This window comes from Anaerotignum sp. MB30-C6 (assembly GCF_030908465.1).
Taxonomy (GTDB): domain Bacteria; phylum Bacillota; class Clostridia; order Lachnospirales; family Anaerotignaceae; genus Chakrabartyella.
On the sequence record NZ_CP133078.1, the window covers coordinates 695570 to 720172 of the forward strand.

A 24603-nucleotide genomic window follows, 5' to 3' on the forward strand; every position below is an offset into this window, starting at 1 on the left:
GGTAAGTGCGTTATAAGGTTTTTGGCCATAAAAATAAGACCTCCTTTATTTAATTTGGTATGGTAAATAAAGCGGTCTTGTGGTATAATCTGCTTGTTGAAGGCGGGTGTACCACGGTATGACCGCTTGTCCCTCACTTCGTTGGTAGCGGAGTGGGGATTTTTTTATTAAAATAGCGTTGTTTGTGAATCTGCTGGAATATCATTTGAATCAATGAAGTTATAAACCTTTAAAATCTTATATTTCGGAGGCGTTATTGTCCTCCGATCGTCTTTATCAGTTTCTAAATCGATTTGTAATTTAGCATGCAAATGTTTAGGTATGTCTATGCGGATATCACCGTCTTGAACTTTTGTTAACCATTCTTCATCTTCTATGGTTGCATCTATCGAAATATTTTTAAAAACGAAAGTCCATTTTGATTTGCCTACATAAACAGCCTTTTTAATTTCTAAGTATGCATCCATTGTTTGTGTATGAATTTTTAGAGATTCGACAGATGTATGCTCAAAGAGTGTATTCATTTTTTGCACATCTTCAGCAGAACATTTTACTGTATCATTGTGACTGCCGATAGAAAACCCATTGCCACCATTGCTTTCATTGGATGCCGCTACAATGTTTACTACCATATTATCTATATGCACATTGCTCAGTATTGTACCACTAGCTTTCGGTGCATATATAAAGCTCCCATCGTTTCTCTCTATTTTTATATTTTCACCTTCAGTGGTCACATTTTTCGGTGTCTCATTTTTTAAAAATTTCTTGATTTTAAATGCCCCGATAACAGCACTAGCAATGAGGGTCGCGAATTTTTCATGGTCACTCATTATGGTCTCTGCTATTTCACAAACTGTTTGAAATATTACTTCAAAGCTTCCGTTTTTAAACGTTGTGATGTTCAATTTTAAAAATGCCTCAGGGTCTTCGGTATTGGAAATTGCTTTTGTAAGTTCTGCAAAGCTTTTTATGGTACTGGCAAGTTGGATGGCATCAACAGAACTATCGCCATCTAAATGAAAACTAAATGTTTCAACACTTTTCACAAGCATTCCTCCCACGAGAACACCTCCATTCTAATATACAAATAGTATAACATATGTTTGAATGTATGTTCTCTTTTTTTGTCGTAAATTATATGGTACGATAAAAAAAGAGAAGGAAATATTTTCTAAATCATTTTTTCTCACTTCCCTCACAGTATTCGCAGTACTGTGGGGGATTTTTTATTGTCTAAAAACTTTCAACTTTGGATAACGGTTCTAAAGAATAAAAATCATTTCTTTTTATATGCGTTAATTCGTGTTTAACTGCCGCTCTCTGAGCTTCTAATGACAGTCTTACATTTATATAAACATTGTAAAAACCGCTCTCATCTTGAACTGTAATGCCATTTATACGGCATGGCAAATCTATAAACCTAATACACACATCTTCCATAGCATCACCGCCCTTGACTATCATCCCTTAGCGCTTCAATAATTTTTACTGCCTTAATAATATCTTCGGGCGTGGCATTTTTGCTAACTGAGAATAGCATTTTCATTTCTGGTTTAGAACGCAAGCTGTCTATCAATTCAAGCGTTTCATCATCCAATACAACGAGGTTATCGTCCTCGTCTACGACTTTAATATTTGGCTCTGGTTCTTTGCCTGTCAGCAAGTAATCAGTGGTTACGCCGAAGTGGTTTGCGATTTTATCTAAATATTTAGTATAGGAGGTACTTTTCCTATTTAACCAATCGCTTACCGAACTGCTTCTTGCTCCGGCTACTCTAGCTAAATCAGCCTGTTTCATTTGGTTATTTTCCATAAGTTTTAATATTCTATCAACCGTATCCATTGTGATACCTCCACAAAAGCACCAAAATAATACGAAAACCGTGCAAAAGCTATTGACGTGTACGAAAACAGAGTATATAATAACGTCATAAGCACGAAATTCGTGTAACAAATGCTTTAAGTCTATTTTTTTACTATTTTTGATCTCGCAAATTGATAATAGCACGAAAACCGACGAAAAGCAATAGAAAAGGGGTGAAATATTGAAATTTTATACGACTTTCGAGGTGGCAGACCTCTTAAAAGTGTCAGAACGCACTATTCGAGAGTGGATTAGAGGAGGAAAACTTGGTGCAACAAAGCTAGGTGGCACGAAAACAGTGCGCATCAGTGAGGATGATTTAAATAAGTTCCTCAGCGATAATCGTGTTGTCGCACAGGACTAAAAAGGAGGATTAAGATGAACCAGCTAACATTGTTTGAACAAGGGTTAGTCCCCGTCTACAAAACAGACCAAGGGGAACACGTAGTAAACGGCAGGGAACTTTGGGAGGGATTACAGAGTAAAAGTAAATTTGCGGACTGGATTAAAAATAAGTTTGCAGAGTGCGAAGCCGTCGAAAATGAGGACTTTGAGAGTTTTTCTAAAAATTTAGAAAAAGGTGGTAGACCTACCATTGAATACATCATCAAACTTGACACAGCCAAAGAAATGGCGATGCTGGAACGTAATGAAATTGGAAAATCCGTTCGGAAATATTTCATTGCAGTCGAAAAGAAATCTAAACAAGTACCGCAGTTGCAACAGCTTACACCCGAACTGCAAATGATTAAAGGTTTATTCGACAACGCAGTTTCAGAAAGAGAAGCAAGGCTTAAACAAGCGGTAGAGATAGAAGAAATCAAAGAGGATGTTCGACGTGTAAAGGAAAAATTGACAACCGAAAAACAAGTAGAGGTTGCCCCCGTGCAAACAGAAATCACTCTTGCGGCTGACGTTTACAGCAAGACGATGAAGAAAGACAGGATTTCAACAGAGCGTGTAGCAGGTATGTATTGTGTAAATTCAAGAGCCTTTTATGACACGCTTTATAAATTAGGTTTGGTTATTCCCGGTACAAAAAGAGGCTGGAGACTGAATCCCTTATATGAAAACAAAGGATTAGGCTTTAACGAAAACGCAACAATGGAGTACTCCTCCGTTTCTTGGTCGCAAAAAGGTGTAAAGATTATCAAGGATATGCTGAAAAATAATGGCGTGACACCTATAAAGCGGTTGCCGCCCAAAAAGAAGGTTGTCAGCCGTAAAGGGTTGATTTAGCAAGGGAGGGGACAAGTATGAGCCAACCAGCACAACCTACAATGTTGTCGTGCCCTGACCTAGCTAAGCGATGGGGGAGGGATGTTAAAACGATTAGAAAATTAATCGCAGAGAAAAAAATCAAGCCCAATAAAATCACAAATATGTTTCCGCTGGACTACATTGAAGCAATCGAGAAAGCAGACATTGACTTGGATACAGTTAGTGCATTTGCATTAAGAGCGAAAGACCGAAAAATTGAACAGTTGGAAAAGGAAAACGCAATGTTAAAAAGCACATTATTGCAAGTAGCGGTCACAGCCAACGAAGTGGCGGCACAGTTAATGAAGGGTCAAGCAGTCTAGCCCCGCTGGACAAGCCCATAAAAGAAAGGTAGGAGGTGAGAGAGGTGGAAAATAAAAAAAAGCCATCAATAATAGATATTGTGGCTCTTATGGGTTCTATAATTGCATTGCTATTGACGCTACTGAAATAGTTAAGGCTGCAATAGCAATCCAGTTGTGTATTAAATATTTTTTAAAATCATCGAATTTAAATGCTTTTTGATGATGCCCTTTATGTTCAAGTTCAAATCCTATTGGATCGCCACTATGTACCGATTTTAGGCAGTGTATGTATCCCTCACTTTCGAGATAACGTAACATAGCCATTATTTGCTGTTCGGATAAACTATTAAGTTTTTCGTATTGATCAAAAAGTTCAACAAGAAACATAAATCCTTCGGGGTTATTTTGCTTATTTGAAATATGCTTAAGTAGTTTTCTCGATTGTCTATCCAAAAGAAAAGTGCCTCCTTATCGAAGCTGCGGTTACGGTATGCATGGGGAAAAATACAATATAGCATTGGAGAAATATGTTCTTTGTAATCATCTCCTTCCAACGGCCAAATTTCTTTGTTTGAGTTTGAACTGCATCTCTTGTGAGTAGGTATCAACAGATGCACTTAATATTTCGGCCATCAGTTTTTCGAATTCTGATTTTGTTAAATCTCCAACTTTTTCAAAATTATATACTGAAAGAACTTTTGCTACATCTGAATAAAAACTCATAAATCCACGCTCCTTTTGAATTGTATTTTCGTATTACTTATTTTACCACATATTGTGGGCAAATACAACATATAGGAAGGTGTTATATGAAATTAAACTACATATTGAAAGAAAAAGGTATTACAGCAAAACAGCTAAGCGAGCAAACATCAATTAAATACGCAACCATGCTTAAGTATTCAAGCGGAGAAAGAGGCATGAGTGTCAAGGCTGCAAAGGAAATAGGCAAAGCATTAGGAATTGATTGGTGGCTGTTTTTTGAAGACGAAGAATAATTTTAGGAGGTGGACAAGCATGACAACCGAACCACCGATGCGCCCTGGCTACCGTTACATATGCTGCAGTCGGTGTGGCGTACGACAGCAAATTAGCAAAGAAACAAACACCCGTCACGGGTATTACTGCCCCGAATGCAATCGTAAGAAAGACAAGCAATATGCAGTAGATAACAATTTGGATTATTCCGTATTCATGTTTCATGGAACATGGCACGGGGTAAATGGAAGGAGAAAGGAGGGAGGCGGTGGGAAATGTAATACAGCTAAGTGGAGGCAAGGATAGCTTGGCATTGCTGTTAATTGCCATAGAAAAAGGCTGTAAGGTTGATGAAGCAGTATATTTCGATGTTGGAGAATGGGAGTTTCAAGCTGTTCGCAGAAACATTGAGAAGGCCAAAAAGCTATGCGAGCAAAAAGGCATCCGATTTACAACAATCTATCCTGCCATTGAATTTCCAGTTTTAGCATGGGAAAGAGAATACATACAGCGAAACGGAAACAGGAAAAAAGGTTATGAGTGGTGTGGATGGCACGGCTGCCGATGGGGGACAACGCAGAAAATTGCTCAATTGGACAAGTATTGTGGTGATAACTTACAAATTATCGGAATAGCCAAAGATGAGCCTGAACGCTTAGAAAAAGGAGCCAGTAGCAACAAAGCGTATTGGCTAAATGAATGGGGCTTAACTGAGGCGGAATGTCTTCAATACTGTTATGACCAAGGTTGGGATTGGCTTGAGTATGAGCCATTAACAGGCAAATATGTTGAACTTTACAGCGTTTTGGACAGGGTATCATGTTGGTGTTGTGGCAATAAAAATTTGAAGGAACTTTATAACATGTTCAGGTTTTTGCCATCTTACTGGAAGAAACTCGAAGAATACCAGAGAAAAACAGATAAGCCTTTTAAGCAAAGCGGAAGTGTTTTCGAACTTGCTAAACGCTTTGAATTGGGGTGCATTACTAAAAATGACCTGAAGAAGTTGAAAAAAGGAGTTGATACTAATGACCAACTACGAGACTAATCCAGTATATCGTGCTATTCTTCGCCGAAACGACAAGCGCCGTATCAAGCGTGATGCAGAGCAACAGAGCCGTCAGAAACGTGCCAAAGTGGTGCAAGCGATCAAGATAACATTACTACGGGTTATTAATGTTATCACTATCCTAGCCTTTGTGGTGGTTATGGAATGCATCCTATTTAACCGCCTTGTACTTAAATGGACATTGATCTTCATCTTTGTAGTAGTGTTTACCGACCTAATCGAAAGCAAGGTTAAGCAATCAAAAAGTCCCCAAGGAACGGCAATTCCAGTAGGGGACAAGCATAAATAATCAACTTTAAAGTATCAGAAAACAGGAGGATTGTCAAATGGCAAAATTTAATATAGAGGTAGAACTTGATTGGATCGAAGACGAAGAGTTTTCAATTGATGAAGAAATTAAGAGACAGGTTGTTTCTGGTGTTAAGGAAAGATTGCTTAAAAAAGCAACCGACGAAGCTGTAAAGGCTGTTGATACTGTAATTTTGGAGAAAATTGAGCAAGCTGAATCTGTTATCCAACAGAGAGTTGATGATTTCGTAGAAATGGTTTGTGCTGGGAAAATTTCGGAAATGAAAATTCCTTACAAGAAAAGTTCTTGGGGTAGTGAAGTTGAGTATAAGCCTATGGGCGAATTCATAGGAGAGCGCTATGAGGCGTTTTTGAACCGCAAAGTATTTGATCGTGACGGAAATACACCTCGCTATGACAGCGATAAAAATACATCTCTTAATGAATATTTTATCAATAAATATTTAGAAAAAGAACTTGCTTCTAAGGTTAGTGAAATGATTAAAAAGGCGAAAACGGAATCAGAAGAAATGGTTTTGAGAACCCTTGAACAGAATTTGCGGGATCAATTAGCGGTTGAAACGATTAACAGGCTAAACATTCCCAAATTGCTTGAGAATCTCCAATTAAGAGCTGCAGAACTGGACGAAAAGGAGGGACTTGTCAATGGATAAAAACCCTTTTTACGGCGTAATGCTGATTTGTCCCATAAATAGGACACCTTTTGAGGTCTTGGCGGAGTGGGAATATAAAGACGGCGTTTGGTACGGGAACGGTGAGAGTTTTCCCGATGAGATTTGCAAAAAGAAGGAGGATAAAAAATGAGTTCATTATATAAATTAACCGATAATTATACACAGCTTCAGGAAATGCTTTTGTCAGAGGAATATGACGAGCAAGCTGTCTTAGATACGTTAGAAATCACAGAGTTTGAGTTCGAAGAAAAGGCGGAAAACTACGCTAAAATCATGCGTAATATTGATGGCGATATTGTTGCAATGGATGCTGAGATACAACGTTTGTCAGAGAGAAAGAAGCGCTATGAGGCAAGACAAAAGGTTTTGAAGGACAATCTTTTTATGGCGATGAAAATAACAGGTAAGACCAAATTCAAAACACCAATGTTTAGTTTTTCTATTGCTAAAAATGGTGGGAAACAACCTCTTGATGTCTACGGCGAGGTGCCAGATGATTACAAAAAAGTTATTGCTGAGCCAGACAAAGAAAAAATCAGAAAAGCCTTGGAAAGCGGAGAAAGCCTTGAGTTCGCAATATTGCAAGAACGTGGCGAAAGACTTTCTATCAGATAGGAGGTACATAGGTGAAATTCAGAGATTTAAAGGCTGATGAAATTGACGTTAGAGTAGCGCAGGTTAGCGAAAGAGGCTGTTCCTTATTGCTTTATAAGGATGCCCGTTGCGATATGAATATTCTTGATGAAACAGTAGGCGCTGCTAATTGGCAACGCCATCATAGCAGAGAAAATGCGAATTGTACTGTTTCGATATGGGATGAAGAAAAGAAGCAGTGGATTTCCAAAGAAGATACGGGGACAGAGAGCAATACCGAGAAAGAAAAAGGTCTTGCGTCAGACAGCTTTAAACGTGCCTGTTTCAACTGGGGGATTGGCAGAGAACTATATACAGCCCCGTTTATTTGGATCAACGCTAAGGATATGAATATATCTGATAAAAACGGAAGAAAGACCACATATGATAAATTTGCTATCGAAAAAATAAAAATTGAAAACAAAGTAATTGTAGGATTGGCTATAAGAAATTTAAAAACAGGAAAGAGAGTCTTTGTATATCCTCAAGTTAAAAAAGAACAGGAGTGATTAGTTGTTTACATTCACAGCAAGTGAACCTGTTTTGAAAATCTTATCTGGCAAGGTCGAAATATCTTTTCAAACTGATTACAAGAGTTATGAAATTGATGCTTTGACCGAGAAAATCAACTCCCTTAATGCGGACAAGCTGACCCTCAAAGTCAGCAAGTTCCGCAAAGGTAGAAGTTTAAACGCAAATAAATATATGTGGGTTTTATGCGGTAAGTTAGCGGAAAAACTTAACATCACAAAAGATGAAGTTTATCGGGAGCACATTAGAGATATTGGTGTTTTTAGAACCGCAGAGATTGATGAAAAAGCAGCTGATACAATGATTCACATTTGGGGCTTACGTGGTAGAGGGTGGATAACGGAGCGACTGGATCATGCAGAGCATGAAGGTTTTGTATTGATTGCTTTTTATTACGGCAGCAGTGTCTATAACACCAAACAAATGTCACGTTTGATTGATGCTATTGTCCACGATTGCAAAGAGCAGGGCATAGAGACAATGACACCCAATGAATTACAGGCTTTAAAGGAGGCGTGGAAAGGTGAAAGGTAGTCGTACAGTTTCGGTTCTCCAAGGTAAGGAAAAGGAGTGCTATATAACGGGCAGAACTGACAATTTAGAGAAGCACCATATATATATGGGCAAAAACAGAAAAATATCTGATGATAACGGGTTTTTCGTTTACCTAACTTTAGAGCTTCATAAAGGCACACACGGAGTACACGGAAAACACGGGAATGAGTTAGATATGAAACTAAAACAAGACTGCCAAAGGGCGTTTGAGGAAGAAAATTCTCACGAGAGGTTCATGGAGCTTATTGGCAGGAATTATTTATAGGGGGTATTTAATGGAATTCAAAGTAGAAATTGATGGCGTTCCAGTCCCCAAGGGGCGCCCTCGTTGGTCGAAGCACGGAACATATACACCAAAGAAAACAAAGGATCACGAGACATACATACAGCAGTGTTGGGATAGTGCATACGGCAACTTAAAGCCGTCTGACAAGCCTTTATCTGTCATGATAGCCTTTTATATGCCGATACCCAAAAGTACGCCTAAGAAGACTAGAAAGCTGATACTAGAGGGTGGGTACTGGCATACTAAGAAGCCTGATATGGATAACCTTGTAAAATCTGTTTTGGACGGTTTGAACAAAGCCGCTTACATAGATGATAGCCAGATCGTTTTCCTGTCAACGAAAAAGGAATACTCCGAAACCCCTAAAACTGTTGTATGGGTGCAGGAGGTGGAATGATTGGACGGGTGGATTAAGCTACACCGTTGTTCTTTGGAAAATCCCACAATTTGCAAGGATAGCGATTACTTTGCTGTTTGGTGTTACTTGCTGCTTAACGCCACCCACCAGCCGATTGATGTAATCTTCAATGGCGAGAGAATAACACTCCAAGAGGGGCAATTAATAACAGGCAGAAACAAGATTTCGGAGCAATTTAACATAAATCCTAGTAAAGTACAAAGGATTCTAAAGAATCTAGAAATCGAACATCAAATTGAACAACAAACAGGCAACAAAAATCGCATGATTTCAATAGTTAACTGGGAGTTGTACCAACAAAGTGAACAACAGAATGAACAACAACTGAACAACAAGCGAACAACAACTGAACAACAACTGAACACTAACAAGAACATAAGAACAAAAGAACATAAGAATAAAGATATAAAAAACAATAAGGCATCTTCCGATGCTGTTGTATCTTCTTACACTCAAAATCAAGAATTGAGGAATGCAATTAGTGACTTTATAGAAATGCGTAAAAACATAAAAGCCAAAATGACAGACAGGGCATTGGAGCTCATGTTGGGTAAGTTAGATAAACTTGGCGGGGATGATGAAGAAAAAATAAAGATACTGCAACAAAGCATCATGAATAGCTGGAAGGGTATCTTTGAACTGAAGGATCGAGGTGATAAAAATGCAAAGCATAGAAACGATAATGCGAAGGGCGCAACAGGAACTAAAGAAACAGAAGGAGAACGACTTAACAGAATCGCCCTCGAATACCAGCGAGATAAACAGGGAGGATTACAAGATACTGAATGCGACTTCTGATTGCCCGTATGGACAGTGTGATGGGACTGGAATCATTCATCTGGTTGAAAAAAGGACTGGCACTTTGTACGACGCATTTTGCAAATGCCACAAAGATGCGATGCAAAAGAACAGGCTTAAGTTCGCTGACATACCGACAGAGTTTACTGGTCTTACCATAAATTCATTTGATGTGAATTGCTACGAAAGTGATGCTAACTCACTGCTTGCCAGAAAAGCAAAGCAGATGGTTGCTAATTACATACTGAATTTTGATGATTTTGAACAAAAGGGGAAAGGGATATATTTCTACTCAGAAACAAGGGGAAGTGGCAAAACGAGGATTGCGGTTAGTTTGGGGAATGTGTTGCTTAACACAATCGGACGGCAGGTGAAATTTATGACTAGCATTGACCTGCTACAAGAAATTAAAAACACTTACAACAAGGAAGCTGAGTACACCGAAAGTCAAATCATTAATGCTATTACAAACGTTGATGTTTTGATAATCGATGATATAGGCGTGGAGAATAGAACATCTTGGGTAAATGAAATGTTATTTGGTATTTTCGATAACAGGATGAAATATAAAAAAATCACAATTTTTACAAGTAACTGCGAAATAGAGAATTTGGATCATGATGAAAGATTAAAGAGCAGGATTTTTAAAATGTGCATTCCTGTGAAAATGCCAGATGAAGATGTTAGAAAGGCCATTGCAAGAAAAGAGAATGAAGAATTGCAAATAAGATTGATGGAGGGTAAATGATGAACAAGGTGATTTTAATGGGCCGCCTAACAAAAGACCCTGAGGTTAGATATTCCCAAGGTGCGGAGCCTTTGGCGGTAGCAAGATATACATTAGCAGTAAATCGTCGTTTCAAACGTCAAGGCGAACCTGATGCCGATTTTATCAACTGTGTTTCTTTCGGTAAGGCGGGAGAGTTTGCTGAAAGGTATTTCAAAAAGGGACAGATGGTTAGCATTGTCGGCAGGTTACAAGTTCGTTCATGGGATGATAACGAGGGCAAAAAACGCTGGTCGACGGACGTTGTGGCTGAGGAACAGTATTTTGCAGAGAGCAAGAACTCTAATGCGGGGAATCCTGCACCGGCGAAACAAGAGAGTGAAGATGGATTTTATCCGATAGATGAAAGTATTGAGGATGATGATCTCCCTTTTAATTAAACCATCGTAAGTTGATCGGGTACGGTGGTTTATAGAGATCAAAAAAGAAGTCTGATTTACAGGAGGAAGATTATGGGACGATTGACAGAAGCAAATAAATTATATAATTCACTGCTTTTAAGAAGATTGCAAGCGTTTGAAGATTTGGGGTTTGAACCAAATCAAATAACACCGAAAAAGGGTTCTGCTGCGGCGAAAAATCGGCACGAGGTGGAGTTGACAATTAAAACCAGAAAAGGCGGCAACGGATGTCTATATGAAATCGTAATGGACGGCAGAAAAATGACATCAGGGGAATTTGCGGCTGCGGTGAAAATCAATCCAAATACTATACGATCATGGATAAACAACGACACTTTTTACGAGGGTTTGAGAAAGAGGGGTATTATTTTATGATCAAGCTAATCAGGGATTATTGCATAGACGGACAAGCGTACGACTATGCCTTGAAGCTAGACACAAAGAAGGATGATAAAGACGGAAAACGTGTTTATTCTGTCATTGGATATTACGGCACCGTTGATGGATGCATACAGGGGCTTTATAAGGTGCTGTGTCGCAAGTTGGTAGCTGAGGAAGTATTAACACTCAAGGAGGCGGAAAAACGCTTTCAGGACATTGCAAATGAGCTAAAAGCGGTTATGCCAGATTGTTTCAAGTGAGGTGCGAAGATGATACGAGAAAAATTACTACACGGAATTAACAACCTCGTCCTAGAGGAACTAGAAACAGCCAATCAATCCTTCCCCTTGTTTGCATCTAATCACGAGGCCCATGCGGTAATGCGTGAGGAATACGAGGAGGCAATGGAGAAAGCTGAACTCATTAGTGAGGGGCTAGACCTGCATTGGGAGGCAACGAAAAATAATTGCATTGGCATTGGTTGGTTGGAAGAAATGTCCAAGAACGGCAGAATGGCTATTGCTGAGTTGATTCAGTTTGTGGCCATGACGGAAAAGGCTATATTGAGTGCAAGTAGGAGGGATGCAGATGGCGAAAGAACAGAAAACCTCTGAATGCATTGAAAGCTTTCTAAACCTCCTGAACAACGTCGAAAGCCTCCATCAATGCTACCAGTCGGAAATATCCAGACAGGACAAGCTGACACAAGATTATTTACACAAGCTTGAACTGGGCGAAGTGGCACCAAGGGAAAAAGTAAAATTTACAAACGCCTTAAAACGGTCACGGCAGGATAGACGGTATTACAAAGATAGGCTGGAAGAAATACAGCCTTTATATGAGTTTTGGCAGAACAACCGCAAAGTGATTGGGATACTCCAAAATACACTTGGTGCGGTCAGGAAGCAGGAGAAATATCATGAGTGTAGGGTGTACAAGCCTAGGGTGCTAGTACAGGAAAATTAAATCAGGAAGGAGTAAAGAGGTTTGGTCGACCGATATAAATCCGGATTTACTCCTGTGACGATATGAAAGTATTAGAGTTGTTTGCAGGTACTCGTAGTATCGGCAAAGCATTTGAAGCAAATGGACATGAAGTGTTTAGCGTTGAATGGTCAAAAGACTTTGAAAATATCGATCTATACGAAGATATAGGAAAGATAACAGCGCAAGATATATTAGATAAATTCGGCAAGCCCGATGTTATTTGGGCAAGCCCAGACTGCGCCACATTTAGCATCGCTGCAATTAGCCATCATAGGAGGAAGGATTCAGAAACGGGTAATCTTAACCCTGTAAGCGACTATGCTAAGTTTTGCGACGAAGTGGATAAAAACGTTTTAAAATTTATAGAAGATTTAAATCCTACCTTCTATTTTATCGAAAATCCTCGTGGTGGTATGCGAAAAATGGAATGGATGCAAGGACTTCCAAGATATACAGTTACATATTGTCAATACGAAACAGATAAACCAGTATTGGAACGCAGAATGAAACCGACGGACATTTGGACTAATCATCCTAACCCTAAATTTTTACCAATGTGCAAAAATGGTTCACCTTGTCATGCACCTGCTCCGAGGGGGAGTAAAACGGGGACGCAGGGATTAAAAGGCAGTAGGGAAAGAAGCGTAATCCCGAGGGAATTATGTAAGCACATAGTGAAGATATGCGAAGATGAGCTGCAGGAGGTGCAACCATGAACATAGATGAAACGGTAAAGGCGTTGCGTGGTGAATGTAAGCTTAGATATGCAGGAATTAACTGCGAAGGCTGTGAATTTGTAGGGGAAAAGCTGGCATTCCCATATTACAGATGTAAATTACATAAAATCGCCGCTGACCAATTGGAACAGCTTCAAGCGGAAAATGAGCGGTTGAAAGCGGGAAAGCCTGTGCGGTGTGAGGAGTGTAAACATTCGGAAAGGTACACCGACAATTTTTGTAAATGCAATCAATTTAATGGGTTAAAACAATACGGCGATTATTGCAGCTACGGCGAACGGAGGGAATAACCATGCGAGAAAAATTGTATAGAGGCATAAGAGTTGATAATGGTGAATGGATGTACGGCTTTTATGTGAAATATGGTTTTACAGGAAAGGAAAAGCATTACATTGTGCCGAGTTATGCAAGTGCTTTATATGCTATTGAAGTTATCCCTGAAACCGTCGGGGAGTTTACAGGCTTAACCAATAAGAATGGAACGAAGATTTTCGAGGGGGATATTATTCAAGAAGAAGAAATGGTATCTGTATGCAGATTCTTGTGTTGTGTCGGTTCTTACGCTTTTGTGCCAGTTGAAATGTACAAAGATGATGAAGAAGAGCTGTATCTAACAAGCAACTTTAGAAAATTGCATGAACTTTATGAGGACAGCGGAACCGATCTGTTTTTTGAAAATGATACACCTTGGAAGTATGTTTGCGTTATCGGCAATATCCACGACAATCCAGAGCTTTTAGAGGGGGAGGATGCGGAGTGAAACCAATCAAAGATGCAATCAAACAACTGGAATGCATGGCAACAAATCTAATGGGCGAAGTTCAAAACGGAAACGGATTGGCAACTTTGAACTATGTGGCTCTTGATGTAGCCATCCAAGCCCTGCAAGAAAAACTCGAACGGGAGAACGGGTGTGAGTATTGTATGGGAGACACTAAAGAATTAATTGACGGCGAAACAACTTTGTTTATAACAAGAGATGATGAAGCTTTTTATGCTGATTGGAATGGTCAGGGAGATTTAGAGTTTAAATTTTGTCCTATGTGTGGTAGAAAACTCGAGCCGAAAGGGGTGTGAGTATTAATGGAACCAGAAAGAAACAAACCGCCTTTAGGGATTGCACCAGAGCGATTTTGGAAAGAGGATAGACTGAAAGAAATTGAGAGAGCCATAAGCGAAAGAATCGGAACAACCTTTGATATTCCTCTTGAATGGCTGGTTGAAAGAAACTCTTTGCTGAGAGAACTGAAAGGGGCGAGATGGATTGAATAAATACATAGATACGGATATTGCAGAGAAATCCTTGCGGAAATATGCGGAGCAAAAACATGCTAACGGGGAAATTGAACTTGCGAACGGGATTTTAAAGGCTGTCTGTAAATTGAGAACGCTTCCCTCCGCCGATGCGAAAGAGGTTGTTCGGGGTAAGTGGGAAAAAAGTGTGTTTGCAGGAGATTTTCATAAGTGTTCTAAGTGTGAAGGTGTTTGGAATAGAAAATTTGACTTTTGCCCTTATTGCGGCGCTGACATGCGGGAGGTGGAGTAGATGGAGAGATTAACCGAAAGAAATGAGCGTGGCTTTGCGTATTTGAAAAACGTAAAGCCAAACGAGCAAGATGTTGAAAGCCCTTATCCGAATACATTGAGATGTATACTTGATTGTTTCGAACAGCTTGCAAAATACGAAGATAAGGGATTAACGCCAGATGAAATTAAACAACTCCAAACTGAAAACGCTTCCCTTCGTGCCAGACTGGATAAGGCGGTGGAGTTGCCTTGTAAGGTTGGGGATACGGTGTATATGGTTTTTGATGGATTAATTAAAGTATTAATTGTTGAATCAATTCACTGCTGGAAAAGCGGAAAGTGGAGAATATCTGCACATACCGATAAAACAAATAAATATTGGGCTGGATATGAAATAGATCCAAAAGGATTTGGAATTAAATTTTTCCTCGCCGAAGCCGAAGCGCAGGCGAAATTGGATGAAATGAAGGGTGGTGCATCGTGAAAAAATATGAAGCCATTACAACCGACCAAGTTTTTCAATTAATATGCAATTCAAGTGTGTGCATCATGAACTATCAAACAAGCCTAATTCCTTCAACTGCAATGGCTGAAATTTTAAAAACGAGTACATACAGGGTTAAAAAATGCCTGAAAGAATTGAAAGAAAAAGGGTTTGTTTTAAGCGGTTGCGAAAGCGTTTATTCGAGCTGGCACGAGCAGTATTTTATTGTTAGAGGTTATTATTTAACGGAAAAAGCTAGGGAAACCGAAACATACAAAGAAGCAGAGAAAAAAGAGATTGAGTTGATAAATAAGTGCTTCGGTTCGGATGAAATGAAAGGCGGTGCGGAATAATGCAATGGATAAGCGCTAAGGACAGGTTGCCAGAGAAACAAACTAGGGTATTAGTTAGAACGACTGATGGGTATTCAGGTACAACGGTAGGCTGGATATTGTGGGACGAATGGTATACAGATTTAGGGCAACAATCAAAGGGTGTTACCCATTGGATGCCTTTACCCGAATCGCCAAAGGAGGAATCATAATGTCAAAAGAAAGATGCTGCGGAACGTGTGGACATGCTCAGTACGGCGGCGAGGGGTATATTTGCGTCTGTGCCTATGATGATTACGAGGGCGATTATTATTCTGATTACGTGGAGCATGATTTTAGCTGTGAGGATTGGTCAAATAAGGAGTGATTAAATGTCGACCTGTTGCAAAGACTGTACTTCACGCCACTACAAATGCCATGCAACCTGCAAGACGTATATTGGGGCGGTCGAATCACATAGGAAAGCGATTGCAAGGAAAGCAGCCAGTGCGGACGGGTTAAGCTACGATATTGAGCGGTCCATACAGATAAACAAGCGAATGGGACGGAGGAAATAATGGACAGGCTAAAAGGTTTCGTATGCAGACTGATTATTGATGTATCGGTCTGGCTGGATAGGGATAAGATGCCATTTTGAGGGGGTAGATTTATGGGAATGAAATATATTGTTAATGCTTTTAATTATCCTTATGGATTGATTGACAAGCAAAAACGGACAGGTTGGCTTATTGTGGCTGTTGCGTACTTTGTAGTTTTTTCGCTGAAATATGATGGGGTAGATGTGTCAAAAAGAAGGTGATGCTGTTGGGGAGAGAAAGAGATTTAAAACTGCAAAGCTATAACATTTCAGATAACCGCTATCGAGAGTTAAAATATTTTTGTAGGCAGTACCGGGAGAAACAGTCCCAGTTGCGGTCTATTACGGAATTATCTTCACCTAGATTTGATAGCACAGGTGGAGGCAATAAAACATCGGATAGGACGGCGGATACGGCTTGCAGACGGGCACAGCTGCAAAGGGATATAGAAATGATTGAACAGTCTGCGATTGAGGCAGATGTGGAAATTTCCGCATACATAATGGACAATGTGGTGGATGGGATTGCTTATGAGTATTTGGATGTGCCAGCAAGCATAGCCAGTTTCTATCGCAAACGAAGGAAGTTCTTTTGGATACTGGATAAAATGAAAAGATGATAATAACGGGACGTGTTTTCATGATATTATGGTATTGTGAGTAAAAGTTGATTAGGACAAAAATCCTCCGAGAAAGGGGCATCGTTTAGGCGGTGTCCAATCCCCGGAGGATTTAAATATCTAATAAATATGATTACCTTTATTGCAGAGATGATAATGAGAGGTTGTCCTTTAGTTAGCAAAGATAGTAACAGTAGCCATGCTACAACCTACTTTTTAACAATTATTGATTTGAAAAATACTTTTTTAGTCACCGAATGTTATAGAATAATACAGAATAGTTTGTTTGTTTCCGCAAGGGCACGTGCAACCAAGGAAAACTGTGTCTTCATGATTAAAGCAGATATGCCACAGGTATCCGAATATGTTAACTAAGAAAAAGAAAAAGTCAAGTTCGTCTTCGAACTCGTCTGTATTACAATAGGTGAAAACTTTTGCAAACCAAAGCTTACAGGGGCCTTCAGGGCAGTCCCAATTTAAGTTATATTCTCTCGCTAAGATTTCTCTTTTTTCATCGTCTGTTTTATCCTGTAAAGAGTTTAGTAGGAGTTCTTGTCTCTTTGTCATGCTGGCATCTCCTTTCTGGCTAGTCTTAATACATAATATACGGAATATCTTAGAGTGACACTGAATTTAGGTGACTTGTACAAATATTTTTAAACTTAACATGCACTCGTCTGAGTGCTTTTTTATTGTAAAGAAAGTGAGGTGGTATTATTGACCGAAAAGCAGAAACGATTTGCAGATGAATACTTAATCGACCTTAATGCCACAGCGGCATTTAAAACACACAAATTTAAATACATAGATGATCCTTTAGAGATAATAGTCAATAGTATAGCTGTTCTAATTGGTGATTACAGTTATGTAAGAAAGCAGGCATGTATATTATTGTTAAAGGCTTTATTAACTGATAAATTTTATCATTTTCTACTTGAGGATAAGAGTTTATACCCGATAAGTAGGGATGATTCGAGGGTTGTGAAGTGGGCAAATAATATTTTAAGTGCTGGGAAATGTGAAAGATGCGGAAATGCAGAAGATTTAGAGGCCCATCATATTGTAAAATGGTCAGATTATCCCGCTGGAAGATTGGACGAGAAGAACGGAATGTGTTTGTGCTTGAAATGCCATACAGAAGAGCATAAGTATGACCAGTCTTATCATTTGATGAGAGGTAAACTGAAGAGAAGAAAGCAGAAAATAAAAACAAATACCTAAGCATCCTATGGGTGCTTTTTTATTGTTCAGAAAGGTGGCGGTAAAATGCCAAAAGCCAAGGTGGGCAGACCGCCTAAATATAAATGCAAAGAGGAAATCAATGGCTTAATTGAGGCCTATTTTGAAGAATGCGAAGGCATTCCTTGGCTTGATGAAGAAGGAAAGCCTTTGCAGACAGACAAGGGGTTTATTATTTATAAAAAACAGCCAAAGCCTCCAACGGTAACAGGATTGGCACTGGCACTTGGCTTTAACAGCCGTATGTCGCTGTTAAATTATCAAGCTAAGAAAGAATTTATGGACACGATTACACGTGCAAAGTCCTACATCGAAGAATATGCCGAACGCAGGTTGTTTGACCGTGATGGGGTAAATGGGGCTAAATTCAGCCTAATTAACAATTTCAAGGGGTGGTCTGATAGACCGAAGGATGATTCTGATAAGGAACTCCTTGAAAAGCTAGATGATATTTTGGAGGGGATAGACAATGCGGCTAAGTAGCAAACAAAAGGAATTCTGGAACAATGCAAATAGCCGTTGGAACATCAAGTCAGGGGCTACACGTTCGGGAAAGACTTACCTTGACTATTATGTTATCCCTAGAAGAATACGGGCTGTAGCAGGTAAGGAGGGGCTTGTAGTTATACTCGGGAATACGAAAGGGACGTTACAGCGAAATATCATTGAGCCTTTGCAAAAGATATTTACGCCTGCCTTGGTATCGGATATTCGTTCCGACAATACGGCGATGTTGTTCGGGGAGAAATGCTACTGTCTGGGTGCTGACAAAGTGAACCAAGTAGATCGTATTCGTGGTACCAGTATTAAGTATTGTTATGGTGACGAGGTTGTAACGTGGCATGAGGAAGTCTTTAATATGCTAAAGTCTCGTTTAGATAAGTCTTATAGTTGCTTTGACGGCACTTGCAACCCTGATAATCCAAATCACTGGTTTTATAAGTTCCTACAAAGTGATGCAGATATTTTCCTGCAAAACTATACGCTTGATGAAAACCCTTTTTTGGATAAGGACTTTGTTGCTAACTTGAAAAAGGAGTATTTCGGCACCGTTCTTTATGAACGATACATATTAGGCAAGTGGGCATTAGCCGAGGGATTGATTTACAAAGTGTTTGCGGATAGTCCTGAGAAGTTCATGATTTCAAAAGATAAACTTCCGAAACGATTTGATAGTATCAACATTGGCCACGACTTCGGCGGCAACAAATCAAACCATGCTTTTGTGGCCACTGGGATAGGCTTTGACAACCATATGTATAAACTTAGGGCAAAGAGCATCAAGGCTACAGGAATGAGTTTTAATCAACTAGAGAAAGAATTTACTTCCTTTGTGGATGGAATTATTCGTGACTACGGCTATCCTGACGGGGTGTATTGCGATAGTGCGGAACAAACCATGATTAACAGCTACCGACAGCGTACGACTTATCCAATTTACAACAGTTTGAAAAGGCCCATCAATGATCGCATCAGATGTTCTCTCTTGCTTATGGGTGGCGGTCGGTATCATATTGTTGAAGGTGAGTGCGATGACCTTGTGAGTGGCTTAAAAACGGCGGTATGGGATGATAAAAGCCTAGAGGATAAACGTCTGGACGATGGCACCAGCGACATTGATATACTGGATGCCGATGAGTACAGCTTCGAATATAATATTTACAGATTGGTAGGTGATTAAATGCTGAAAACCTTATGGGAATATATATTGCGGTTATTTGGAATAGAAAAATCCAATACTTCCGATGAGCAATTAAAAGAGAACAAGAAATTTACTGATAATTTCGAATCCACAAAAGAGATTAACTTTACGGCCATCTTTGCAAATAAGCTTACAACATTAGCCATCAGCGAAAGCACAGCGGATATTGTAGGTGAAAATAGCAGGGTGGCTTTTTTAGATGATTGCATGAGTGATGTATGGCGGCGGATGAAGCGAATCACTTCCCGTATGCTGGGTACTGGTGGTTGTGTTGTGGTTCCTTATGTACAAGAGGGAGAGATCCATTTCGATATTCTCTCTCAGGAACGTATCATGATTCATAAAAAGAAAGGCGACCGTATCACAGCGGCTACGGTTTTGGCTGACAGTATCAAGCAGGGCACAAGAAGGTATTTCCGTTGGGCGGATTACCGAGTGGAGAATGATACAATTTACATTACCAATAAGGTTACGGATGAAAGTGGCAAGGATGCTTTTATAGAGCAATGGGCAGATATTGAAGATAGAGCCATAAGTGGAGTGGATCGTGTACTATTTGCTTACTTTAAGTCTCCTGTAGATAATCGGAAATTCAGTGACTTCTATGGGGTACCCATTACATATGGCTGTGACAGTATTATCGCTGAGATAATGGAATGCTTCGAGCAAATTCAGGATGAATTTAAGTTGAAAGAGGTCAAGGTGTTTGCCGATGAGCGTATGTTTCAAAAAGACCCTAAAACAGGGAAATATAAAACGCCCAGCAAAATGTTCTTTGCATCCCATGGTAATGATACAGGGCCTATGATAGAAATATTTAGCCCTGATATACGAAATAGCAGCTACTTTGAAAGATTAATGAACCTTTTTGACCTCCTTGAAAAATCGGTAGGTACAAGCAAAGGGGTTTTGACAGCCCCTGAAACCAGAGGGGCAACGGCTACGGAAATCAAGGCAGGGCTTTATGATACTTATGCCATGGTTGCGGATATTCGAGCCGTAGTTGAGCGGGGAACGGCTGACTATATATATGCCTGCAATGTCCTTGCCAATTATTACAGTCTAACCCCCATGGGAGATTACGAGACAGCTTTCGACTGGTCTTATTCCTTGATTGAAAGCAGTACGGAAACATGGGGACAGCTTAAGGATGCTCAGTCCATGGGTATTAAAAGCAAAGCCGAACTTAGACAATGGTTGAATCCTAATGAGACAGCAGATGAAGCACAGGCGATGATTGATGAAATTAAGAAGAATGAGCCCACAGTAAACGACCTGTTAGGCGGGTGATTGAATGCTGACGGAGGAAGAATTAAACCTCTTGGCTGATATTTTTGCTGACAGGTTTGGGAACGTAAACGCCCGTATTCTTTTGGATATGGCCGAAACATTGAAAGATACCGAGGATTTAATCCCTGCTTACTCTAAGAAATTGCAACAGATGTATACCTTTGGTTATGATGTGGATTTGATTACACAGCAGTTAGCAAGGGAATCAGGCAAAAGCATTGAGGAGATAGAAAAGCTGTATGAAGCAGTGGCACAGGAAGGCTATGATTGGGCGAAACCATTCTATGAAGCCAAGGAGATAAAACAAATTCCTCTGGCGGAGAATAAAGTGTTGCAGAATATCATCCAGTCAGCGGCGGCAGTAACAAAAGAGAGCCTACGCAATATCAGTAATACAACGACTGTTGGTATCAGAACAGAAAAAGGATTTGAGCCGTTGGGTTCCTTTTACAAAAAGACCGTTGACCAAGCTATTGCTTCCGTAGCAACAGGAACAGAGGATTATAAGAAAGTAATCCGACAGGCTGTTAAGGATATGGGTAGCAGTGGTTTGAGGGTAAGGTATGAAAGCGGCTATACCAGACGGCTTGACAGTGCCATACGGCAGAATATTCTTGATGGGGTAAGTTACATCGCCCAAGAGACAGCAAAGGCCACAGGCAAGGAGTTTGGCGCAGATGGTATGGAAATATCCGCTCACAGTCCCTGTGCCCCTGACCATATCCCCTACCAAGGTAATCAGTATAGCAATAAAGAGTTTCAGGAGTTGCAGCAACGTCTTGCAAGGCCTATTGGCGAATGGAACTGTCGGCATATTGCCTACCCTATTTTGTTAGGTATCAGTAGTCCAGCCAACAGTAAGTCAGAACTGAAAGAAATGAAGCGATACTCCAATGAGAAAATCACGATTGATGGGAATGAGTACACGAGGTATGAATGTACCCAGTTGCAACGGAAAATGGAAACTTCTTTACGATATGCGAGAGAGGAAAAACAATTATATCGGGCTATTGATGATAAGGATTTAGTAAGGAGTGCTACAGAAAAGATTAGGTTGCTGTCCAATAAGTATGTGGAGGTCAGCGAAAAGGCGGGATTGCCGACAAGGGCAGAAAGAACAAGGATTGTTTCTTCAAAATTGAAGGGCAAAGGTGTTGTAAGTCGTGGGAAAAATGATATAATAAAATTGAGTATAGAAGATGAAAATAGGATTATGAAATACGATTTTTCCGAGGTTGAAAAATACAAAGGAAAAATGAACGATAGGGCTGTTAGAAAATGGTATAAATACCATGATGAGCAGATACCCAATATGATAGATAGGTCAAAAAGTATTGAGGAACAGGCAAGGCAGGCGTGTGAGCTTAGGAATAAGCATAGAACACAAGCTAGAGATTTAATGAGAAATCAGGAGGCTAGAAAAGCTCTGGATATTTCAGACCCTAATAAATCATTTGAAGAGTTGCTTAAATACAAAATGAAGGAAAAGAAGCTAACTCGAGAGGATGCAACTAAGGACATTTTGTTAACAGCAACTAAGACAAGAAAATCTGTAAATAAGAAATTGGGATTGGAGGATTAGGTATGTATCATTATACAATATGTAATATGCCTGATGAAGAGATATTTTTTAAGCAGTGTTCGGCATTGGAGAAAAATGTTCCAAACCTTGTTAAGAAAGATTTGCTTGAAGACGTGGATGGATCGTTGACCCAGATTTACGAAAAGGACGGTAGTAAAATCACTGTTCATAATAGCGAATACATTGGGGCGCTGTATGTAGAATCAGAAATTGAATTAGAACAGTTTTTTTAGAAACCACTTAGACAAACGTTTAGGTGGTTTTTTCATACAATGAATTAGGGGGTGATACCAAAATGAAAAAGTTACTCGATGGCTTCTAACGTGGAGGTGATCCCTTTTATCTCGTCTTTGGACAATAGACGTTAAACAAGTCCTTTTTTAGTGCAAAAAACTACCCGAGCCTAGGGACTAAATAGGCGGCTCAATGCTAGGACTGGCTAGACAAAAAGGACAGAGTGACGAAAGGAGAAAATATATGGAATGGTTAAAGGAAATCTTGAAAGGTTTGGAAAACAGCGAGGATTTGGAAAAGAAGATTACGGGTGGTATCGGCAAAAACTTTGTTGCAAGAGAGGATTTTAATACCCTCAATACCACCAAAAAGAAGCTAGAGGGGGATATTGTTTCTCTGAAAGCTGATTTGGAAAATGGCAATGATTTCAAGAAAAAGTTCGAGGACTTGGAAAAGAAGATAGCTGACGAGAAAGCCGAGGCAGACCGTAAAGCCAAAGAGGATGCGGAAGAAGCAGACTTCCAGAACCGATTTAACGGTGTTGTTGGTGAAAATAAATGGCGAGATGAGCTTACAGGAAAAGCAGTCTACGGCGAATTTAAGGCGGCGCTCAAGGATGAAGGAAACAAAGGCAAGGGTGACAGTGAGATTTTGGAAGCCTTGACCAAGGACAAGGACTACTACGTCAACCCCAATAAGCCCAAGGACATGACTCCTATGGGGAGAACAGATTTCTCCAAGGTGACTAGAGAGCAGTTCGGTAGAATGAGTTACAAAGAAAGAGTTAGTTTATTCAACGAGAATAAGGAGCTGTATGAATCCTTATCAACAGAATAAGAGAGGAAAAGGTGAAGAAATATGGGACAGACAAAATTAGCGGATTTAATTAATCCTCAAGTAATGGCGGACATGGTCAGTGCAAAGCTGCCAAAGAAAATTAAGTTTTTTCCGATTGCAAAGGTAGATGACTCCCTCAGCGGAAGAGCGGGCAACACGATTACCGTTCCTAAGTATGCATACATTGGTGATGCGGAAGATGTTGCAGAAGGTGTAGCAATGGGCACAACTGTACTTACTGCAAGCACTACACAGGTAACTGTTAAAAAGGCTGGCAAGGCGGTAGAAATTACTGACGAGGCTGTATTGAGCGGTTACGGCGACCCAGTCGGAGAGGCTACAAACCAGTTGACTATGTCTATTGCTGCAAAAGTGGATGATGATTGTCAGGATGCATTGTTGGGTGCCTCTTTGAAATACGACGGCACATCTGCAGCAATTGGCTATACTGGCGTGGTGAATGCTGTGGATTTATTTGAGGATGAATCCGATACCCCAACAAGTAAAATTGTTTTTGTGCATCCAAAACAGGTAACCCAGCTTAGAAACGATTCTGATTTCAAAGACCTCAATAAGTACCCCATGCCTGTAATTATGACGGGTACCATTGGTGAAATTGCAGGTTGCCAGATTGTTACTTCTAAGAAAGTAAAGTCTTTTGCGTATGCCAAGGACAATGCCAGTGGGACAATTACAATCGTGGCGGATTCTACTCCTGAGGATTCTACAAACAAACACCTGAGCACAATTCAGCCTGAGTGCTATGAGGCCTTGGCAGTTGGCGACAAAGTAAAATTTGTTGAATACTACATCAATCCCATTGTGGTAACGGCTGCGGCTGACCCTAACGAGGCGCCCAACGCAGATGGCACATCCGAAGAATCCCCTGCTTTAACAATCTACATGAAACGCAATGTGGAAATGGAAGATGATCGTGATATTCTTGCTAAAACTACAGTAATTTCTGCGGATGAACACTATGCAGCAGTATTGTCCAATGATTCCAAAGTTGTTTTGGCCAAGTTCAAAAAGGCGTAAGGAGTGAAGGTATGTTATTGAGACGGCACAGAGAAAAGGAGCAGGCAGCTTCTGAAAAACAGGAACAAAAAGCAATTGAGGAAAAGTCTGAAAAGCCCAAAAAGTCTAAGGGTAAAAAGAAGCAAGAAGAAGATTCTGAAAAACAGGAGTAAGAAAGGTGGGCGG

General features: G+C 40.0%; 48 protein-coding genes. 42 read left to right on the forward strand and 6 right to left on the reverse strand.

All coding sequences use genetic code 11. From position 1 onward, the window contains the following. Positions 1 to 167: 167 nt before the first annotated feature. The 3 genes from RBQ60_RS03450 to RBQ60_RS03460 form a co-directional block, all read right to left on the reverse strand. Positions 168 to 1049: a hypothetical protein gene (locus tag RBQ60_RS03450; RefSeq protein WP_307885198.1), complete on the reverse strand. Its 882-nt coding sequence runs from the start codon at positions 1047 to 1049 to the stop codon at positions 168 to 170. Between the two features lie 187 nt (positions 1050 to 1236). After that, a complete protein-coding gene (locus RBQ60_RS03455; protein WP_307885199.1) occupies positions 1237 to 1443 on the reverse strand; it encodes a hypothetical protein in 207 nt (68 codons plus the stop codon). Positions 1444 to 1447: 4 nt separating this feature from the next. Further along, a complete protein-coding gene (locus RBQ60_RS03460; protein ID WP_307885200.1) occupies positions 1448 to 1846 on the reverse strand; it encodes a helix-turn-helix domain-containing protein in 399 nt (132 codons plus the stop codon). Positions 1847 to 2048: 202 nt separating this feature from the next. On the opposite strand from RBQ60_RS03460, the gene RBQ60_RS03465 reads away from it, so the two are divergent. Genes RBQ60_RS03465 through RBQ60_RS03475 form a run of 3 tightly spaced genes read left to right on the forward strand, consistent with a single transcriptional unit; the run spans position 2049 to position 3450 of the window. After that, positions 2049 to 2231, forward strand: coding sequence for a helix-turn-helix domain-containing protein (locus RBQ60_RS03465; RefSeq protein WP_307885201.1), 183 nt, complete (start codon positions 2049 to 2051; stop codon positions 2229 to 2231). A 14-nt stretch (positions 2232 to 2245) separates the two neighbouring features. After that, on the forward strand, positions 2246 to 3106 hold the full coding sequence (locus RBQ60_RS03470) for an antA/AntB antirepressor family protein (protein ID WP_307885202.1): 861 nt from the start codon (positions 2246 to 2248) through the stop codon (positions 3104 to 3106). Between the two features lie 17 nt (positions 3107 to 3123). Beyond that, the gene (locus RBQ60_RS03475) at positions 3124 to 3450 is read left to right on the forward strand and encodes a hypothetical protein (protein ID WP_307885203.1); all 327 of its coding nucleotides are present in this window, start codon (positions 3124 to 3126) and stop codon (positions 3448 to 3450) included. Between the two features lie 96 nt (positions 3451 to 3546). Here RBQ60_RS03475 and RBQ60_RS03480 read toward each other — a convergent pair whose 3' ends face one another. Continuing rightward, on the reverse strand, positions 3547 to 3885 hold the full coding sequence (locus RBQ60_RS03480; protein ID WP_307885204.1) for a hypothetical protein: 339 nt from the start codon (positions 3883 to 3885) through the stop codon (positions 3547 to 3549). An 87-nt stretch (positions 3886 to 3972) separates the two neighbouring features. Then, complete coding sequence (locus RBQ60_RS03485) at positions 3973 to 4155, reverse strand: hypothetical protein (protein WP_307885205.1); 183 nt, start codon at positions 4153 to 4155, stop codon at positions 3973 to 3975. 86 nt (positions 4156 to 4241) lie between these two features. On the opposite strand from RBQ60_RS03485, the gene RBQ60_RS03490 reads away from it, so the two are divergent. The 30 genes from RBQ60_RS03490 (at position 4242) to RBQ60_RS03635 (ending at position 16516) form a co-directional block, all read left to right on the forward strand. Beyond that, complete coding sequence (locus RBQ60_RS03490; protein ID WP_307885206.1) at positions 4242 to 4430, forward strand: helix-turn-helix domain-containing protein; 189 nt, start codon at positions 4242 to 4244, stop codon at positions 4428 to 4430. Between the two features lie 19 nt (positions 4431 to 4449). Continuing rightward, positions 4450 to 4716: a hypothetical protein gene (locus tag RBQ60_RS03495; RefSeq protein WP_307885207.1), complete on the forward strand. Its 267-nt coding sequence runs from the start codon at positions 4450 to 4452 to the stop codon at positions 4714 to 4716. Then, positions 4679 to 5458, forward strand: coding sequence for a phosphoadenosine phosphosulfate reductase (locus tag RBQ60_RS03500; RefSeq protein WP_307885208.1), 780 nt, complete (start codon positions 4679 to 4681; stop codon positions 5456 to 5458). The genes RBQ60_RS03495 and RBQ60_RS03500 overlap by 38 nt, the downstream gene beginning before the upstream one ends. After that, the gene (locus RBQ60_RS03505; RefSeq protein ID WP_307885209.1) at positions 5439 to 5768 is read left to right on the forward strand and encodes a hypothetical protein; all 330 of its coding nucleotides are present in this window, start codon (positions 5439 to 5441) and stop codon (positions 5766 to 5768) included. Before RBQ60_RS03500 ends, RBQ60_RS03505 begins: the two co-directional genes overlap by 20 nt. Positions 5769 to 5805: 37 nt before the next feature. Then, positions 5806 to 6441 (forward strand): hypothetical protein, encoded by a 636-nt coding sequence (locus tag RBQ60_RS03510; RefSeq protein ID WP_307885210.1) that lies wholly within the window; start codon positions 5806 to 5808, stop codon positions 6439 to 6441. Further along, on the forward strand, positions 6434 to 6592 hold the full coding sequence (locus tag RBQ60_RS03515) for a hypothetical protein (RefSeq protein ID WP_307885211.1): 159 nt from the start codon (positions 6434 to 6436) through the stop codon (positions 6590 to 6592). Before RBQ60_RS03510 ends, RBQ60_RS03515 begins: the two co-directional genes overlap by 8 nt. Beyond that, the gene (locus RBQ60_RS03520; RefSeq protein ID WP_307885212.1) at positions 6589 to 7077 is read left to right on the forward strand and encodes a siphovirus Gp157 family protein; all 489 of its coding nucleotides are present in this window, start codon (positions 6589 to 6591) and stop codon (positions 7075 to 7077) included. Before RBQ60_RS03515 ends, RBQ60_RS03520 begins: the two co-directional genes overlap by 4 nt. Before the next feature lie 11 nt (positions 7078 to 7088). After that, positions 7089 to 7604 (forward strand): hypothetical protein, encoded by a 516-nt coding sequence (locus RBQ60_RS03525; RefSeq protein WP_307885213.1) that lies wholly within the window; start codon positions 7089 to 7091, stop codon positions 7602 to 7604. A 4-nt stretch (positions 7605 to 7608) separates the two neighbouring features. Continuing rightward, positions 7609 to 8160: a hypothetical protein gene (locus RBQ60_RS03530; protein WP_307885214.1), complete on the forward strand. Its 552-nt coding sequence runs from the start codon at positions 7609 to 7611 to the stop codon at positions 8158 to 8160. Next, positions 8150 to 8446, forward strand: coding sequence for a hypothetical protein (locus RBQ60_RS03535; RefSeq protein ID WP_307885215.1), 297 nt, complete (start codon positions 8150 to 8152; stop codon positions 8444 to 8446). Before RBQ60_RS03530 ends, RBQ60_RS03535 begins: the two co-directional genes overlap by 11 nt. Positions 8447 to 8456: 10 nt before the next feature. Beyond that, positions 8457 to 8864 (forward strand): RusA family crossover junction endodeoxyribonuclease, encoded by a 408-nt coding sequence (locus RBQ60_RS03540; protein WP_307885216.1) that lies wholly within the window; start codon positions 8457 to 8459, stop codon positions 8862 to 8864. Then, positions 8865 to 9683, forward strand: coding sequence for a hypothetical protein (locus RBQ60_RS03545; protein ID WP_307885217.1), 819 nt, complete (start codon positions 8865 to 8867; stop codon positions 9681 to 9683). A gap of 226 nt (positions 9684 to 9909) precedes the next feature. Further along, positions 9910 to 10431: an ATP-binding protein gene (locus RBQ60_RS03550; protein ID WP_307885973.1), complete on the forward strand. Its 522-nt coding sequence runs from the start codon at positions 9910 to 9912 to the stop codon at positions 10429 to 10431. Beyond that, the gene (locus RBQ60_RS03555) at positions 10431 to 10850 is read left to right on the forward strand and encodes a single-stranded DNA-binding protein (RefSeq protein ID WP_307885974.1); all 420 of its coding nucleotides are present in this window, start codon (positions 10431 to 10433) and stop codon (positions 10848 to 10850) included. The genes RBQ60_RS03550 and RBQ60_RS03555 overlap by 1 nt, the downstream gene beginning before the upstream one ends. Before the next feature lie 72 nt (positions 10851 to 10922). Continuing rightward, complete coding sequence (locus RBQ60_RS03560) at positions 10923 to 11246, forward strand: hypothetical protein (RefSeq protein ID WP_307885218.1); 324 nt, start codon at positions 10923 to 10925, stop codon at positions 11244 to 11246. Further along, positions 11243 to 11512 (forward strand): hypothetical protein, encoded by a 270-nt coding sequence (locus tag RBQ60_RS03565; RefSeq protein WP_307885219.1) that lies wholly within the window; start codon positions 11243 to 11245, stop codon positions 11510 to 11512. The genes RBQ60_RS03560 and RBQ60_RS03565 overlap by 4 nt, the downstream gene beginning before the upstream one ends. A 9-nt stretch (positions 11513 to 11521) precedes the next feature. After that, on the forward strand, positions 11522 to 11866 hold the full coding sequence (locus RBQ60_RS03570) for a hypothetical protein (protein ID WP_307885220.1): 345 nt from the start codon (positions 11522 to 11524) through the stop codon (positions 11864 to 11866). Then, positions 11841 to 12218, forward strand: a complete 378-nt coding sequence (locus tag RBQ60_RS03575) for a hypothetical protein (protein WP_307885221.1) — start codon at positions 11841 to 11843, stop codon at positions 12216 to 12218. Before RBQ60_RS03570 ends, RBQ60_RS03575 begins: the two co-directional genes overlap by 26 nt. Before the next feature lie 62 nt (positions 12219 to 12280). Next, entirely contained in the window at positions 12281 to 12955 is a 675-nt protein-coding gene (locus tag RBQ60_RS03580; RefSeq protein WP_307885222.1) for a DNA cytosine methyltransferase, read from the forward strand. After that, positions 12952 to 13266 carry a hypothetical protein gene (locus tag RBQ60_RS03585; protein WP_307885223.1) on the forward strand — a complete coding sequence of 105 codons (315 nt, stop codon included), beginning with the start codon at positions 12952 to 12954 and terminating at the stop codon, positions 13264 to 13266. Before RBQ60_RS03580 ends, RBQ60_RS03585 begins: the two co-directional genes overlap by 4 nt. Positions 13267 to 13268: 2 nt before the next feature. Then, positions 13269 to 13736 (forward strand): YopX family protein, encoded by a 468-nt coding sequence (locus RBQ60_RS03590; protein WP_307885224.1) that lies wholly within the window; start codon positions 13269 to 13271, stop codon positions 13734 to 13736. Then, positions 13733 to 14053 carry a hypothetical protein gene (locus RBQ60_RS03595; RefSeq protein WP_307885225.1) on the forward strand — a complete coding sequence of 107 codons (321 nt, stop codon included), beginning with the start codon at positions 13733 to 13735 and terminating at the stop codon, positions 14051 to 14053. Before RBQ60_RS03590 ends, RBQ60_RS03595 begins: the two co-directional genes overlap by 4 nt. Before the next feature lie 6 nt (positions 14054 to 14059). Beyond that, positions 14060 to 14248: a hypothetical protein gene (locus RBQ60_RS03600; protein WP_307885226.1), complete on the forward strand. Its 189-nt coding sequence runs from the start codon at positions 14060 to 14062 to the stop codon at positions 14246 to 14248. Continuing rightward, the gene (locus tag RBQ60_RS03605; protein WP_307885227.1) at positions 14241 to 14522 is read left to right on the forward strand and encodes a hypothetical protein; all 282 of its coding nucleotides are present in this window, start codon (positions 14241 to 14243) and stop codon (positions 14520 to 14522) included. The genes RBQ60_RS03600 and RBQ60_RS03605 overlap by 8 nt, the downstream gene beginning before the upstream one ends. Beyond that, positions 14523 to 14987 carry a hypothetical protein gene (locus tag RBQ60_RS03610; RefSeq protein WP_307885228.1) on the forward strand — a complete coding sequence of 155 codons (465 nt, stop codon included), beginning with the start codon at positions 14523 to 14525 and terminating at the stop codon, positions 14985 to 14987. Then, positions 14984 to 15340: a hypothetical protein gene (locus RBQ60_RS03615; protein WP_307885229.1), complete on the forward strand. Its 357-nt coding sequence runs from the start codon at positions 14984 to 14986 to the stop codon at positions 15338 to 15340. The genes RBQ60_RS03610 and RBQ60_RS03615 overlap by 4 nt, the downstream gene beginning before the upstream one ends. Continuing rightward, positions 15340 to 15531, forward strand: coding sequence for a DUF551 domain-containing protein (locus tag RBQ60_RS03620; protein ID WP_307885230.1), 192 nt, complete (start codon positions 15340 to 15342; stop codon positions 15529 to 15531). The genes RBQ60_RS03615 and RBQ60_RS03620 overlap by 1 nt, the downstream gene beginning before the upstream one ends. Continuing rightward, positions 15531 to 15686 (forward strand): hypothetical protein, encoded by a 156-nt coding sequence (locus tag RBQ60_RS03625; RefSeq protein WP_307885231.1) that lies wholly within the window; start codon positions 15531 to 15533, stop codon positions 15684 to 15686. The genes RBQ60_RS03620 and RBQ60_RS03625 overlap by 1 nt, the downstream gene beginning before the upstream one ends. Positions 15687 to 15968: 282 nt before the next feature. Next, entirely contained in the window at positions 15969 to 16118 is a 150-nt protein-coding gene (locus tag RBQ60_RS03630; RefSeq protein WP_307885232.1) for a hypothetical protein, read from the forward strand. Positions 16119 to 16123: 5 nt separating this feature from the next. Continuing rightward, entirely contained in the window at positions 16124 to 16516 is a 393-nt protein-coding gene (locus RBQ60_RS03635; protein ID WP_307885233.1) for a hypothetical protein, read from the forward strand. Positions 16517 to 16762: 246 nt separating this feature from the next. On the opposite strand, the gene RBQ60_RS03640 is transcribed toward RBQ60_RS03635, so the two are convergent. Next, positions 16763 to 17083, reverse strand: a complete 321-nt coding sequence (locus tag RBQ60_RS03640) for a hypothetical protein (RefSeq protein ID WP_307885234.1) — start codon at positions 17081 to 17083, stop codon at positions 16763 to 16765. A gap of 150 nt (positions 17084 to 17233) precedes the next feature. On the opposite strand from RBQ60_RS03640, the gene RBQ60_RS03645 reads away from it, so the two are divergent. The 9 genes from RBQ60_RS03645 to RBQ60_RS03685 all read left to right on the forward strand — a co-directional run bounded on the left by RBQ60_RS03645 (position 17234) and on the right by RBQ60_RS03685 (position 24590). Further along, the gene (locus tag RBQ60_RS03645; protein ID WP_307885235.1) at positions 17234 to 17737 is read left to right on the forward strand and encodes an HNH endonuclease; all 504 of its coding nucleotides are present in this window, start codon (positions 17234 to 17236) and stop codon (positions 17735 to 17737) included. Positions 17738 to 17782: 45 nt separating this feature from the next. After that, positions 17783 to 18238, forward strand: coding sequence for a terminase small subunit (locus tag RBQ60_RS03650; protein ID WP_307885236.1), 456 nt, complete (start codon positions 17783 to 17785; stop codon positions 18236 to 18238). Beyond that, on the forward strand, positions 18225 to 19436 hold the full coding sequence (locus tag RBQ60_RS03655) for a terminase large subunit domain-containing protein (protein ID WP_307885237.1): 1212 nt from the start codon (positions 18225 to 18227) through the stop codon (positions 19434 to 19436). Before RBQ60_RS03650 ends, RBQ60_RS03655 begins: the two co-directional genes overlap by 14 nt. Further along, positions 19437 to 20747 (forward strand): phage portal protein, encoded by a 1311-nt coding sequence (locus tag RBQ60_RS03660; RefSeq protein ID WP_307885238.1) that lies wholly within the window; start codon positions 19437 to 19439, stop codon positions 20745 to 20747. 4 nt (positions 20748 to 20751) lie between these two features. After that, the gene (locus RBQ60_RS03665; RefSeq protein WP_307885239.1) at positions 20752 to 22329 is read left to right on the forward strand and encodes a phage minor capsid protein; all 1578 of its coding nucleotides are present in this window, start codon (positions 20752 to 20754) and stop codon (positions 22327 to 22329) included. A 2-nt stretch (positions 22330 to 22331) separates the two neighbouring features. Further along, complete coding sequence (locus RBQ60_RS03670) at positions 22332 to 22562, forward strand: hypothetical protein (RefSeq protein ID WP_307885240.1); 231 nt, start codon at positions 22332 to 22334, stop codon at positions 22560 to 22562. Positions 22563 to 22806: 244 nt separating this feature from the next. Continuing rightward, on the forward strand, positions 22807 to 23400 hold the full coding sequence (locus RBQ60_RS03675) for a phage scaffolding protein (RefSeq protein ID WP_307885241.1): 594 nt from the start codon (positions 22807 to 22809) through the stop codon (positions 23398 to 23400). A 21-nt stretch (positions 23401 to 23421) separates the two neighbouring features. After that, positions 23422 to 24438 (forward strand): N4-gp56 family major capsid protein, encoded by a 1017-nt coding sequence (locus RBQ60_RS03680; protein WP_307885242.1) that lies wholly within the window; start codon positions 23422 to 23424, stop codon positions 24436 to 24438. An 11-nt stretch (positions 24439 to 24449) separates the two neighbouring features. Continuing rightward, entirely contained in the window at positions 24450 to 24590 is a 141-nt protein-coding gene (locus tag RBQ60_RS03685) for a hypothetical protein (protein WP_307885243.1), read from the forward strand. Positions 24591 to 24603: the final 13 nt, after the last annotated feature.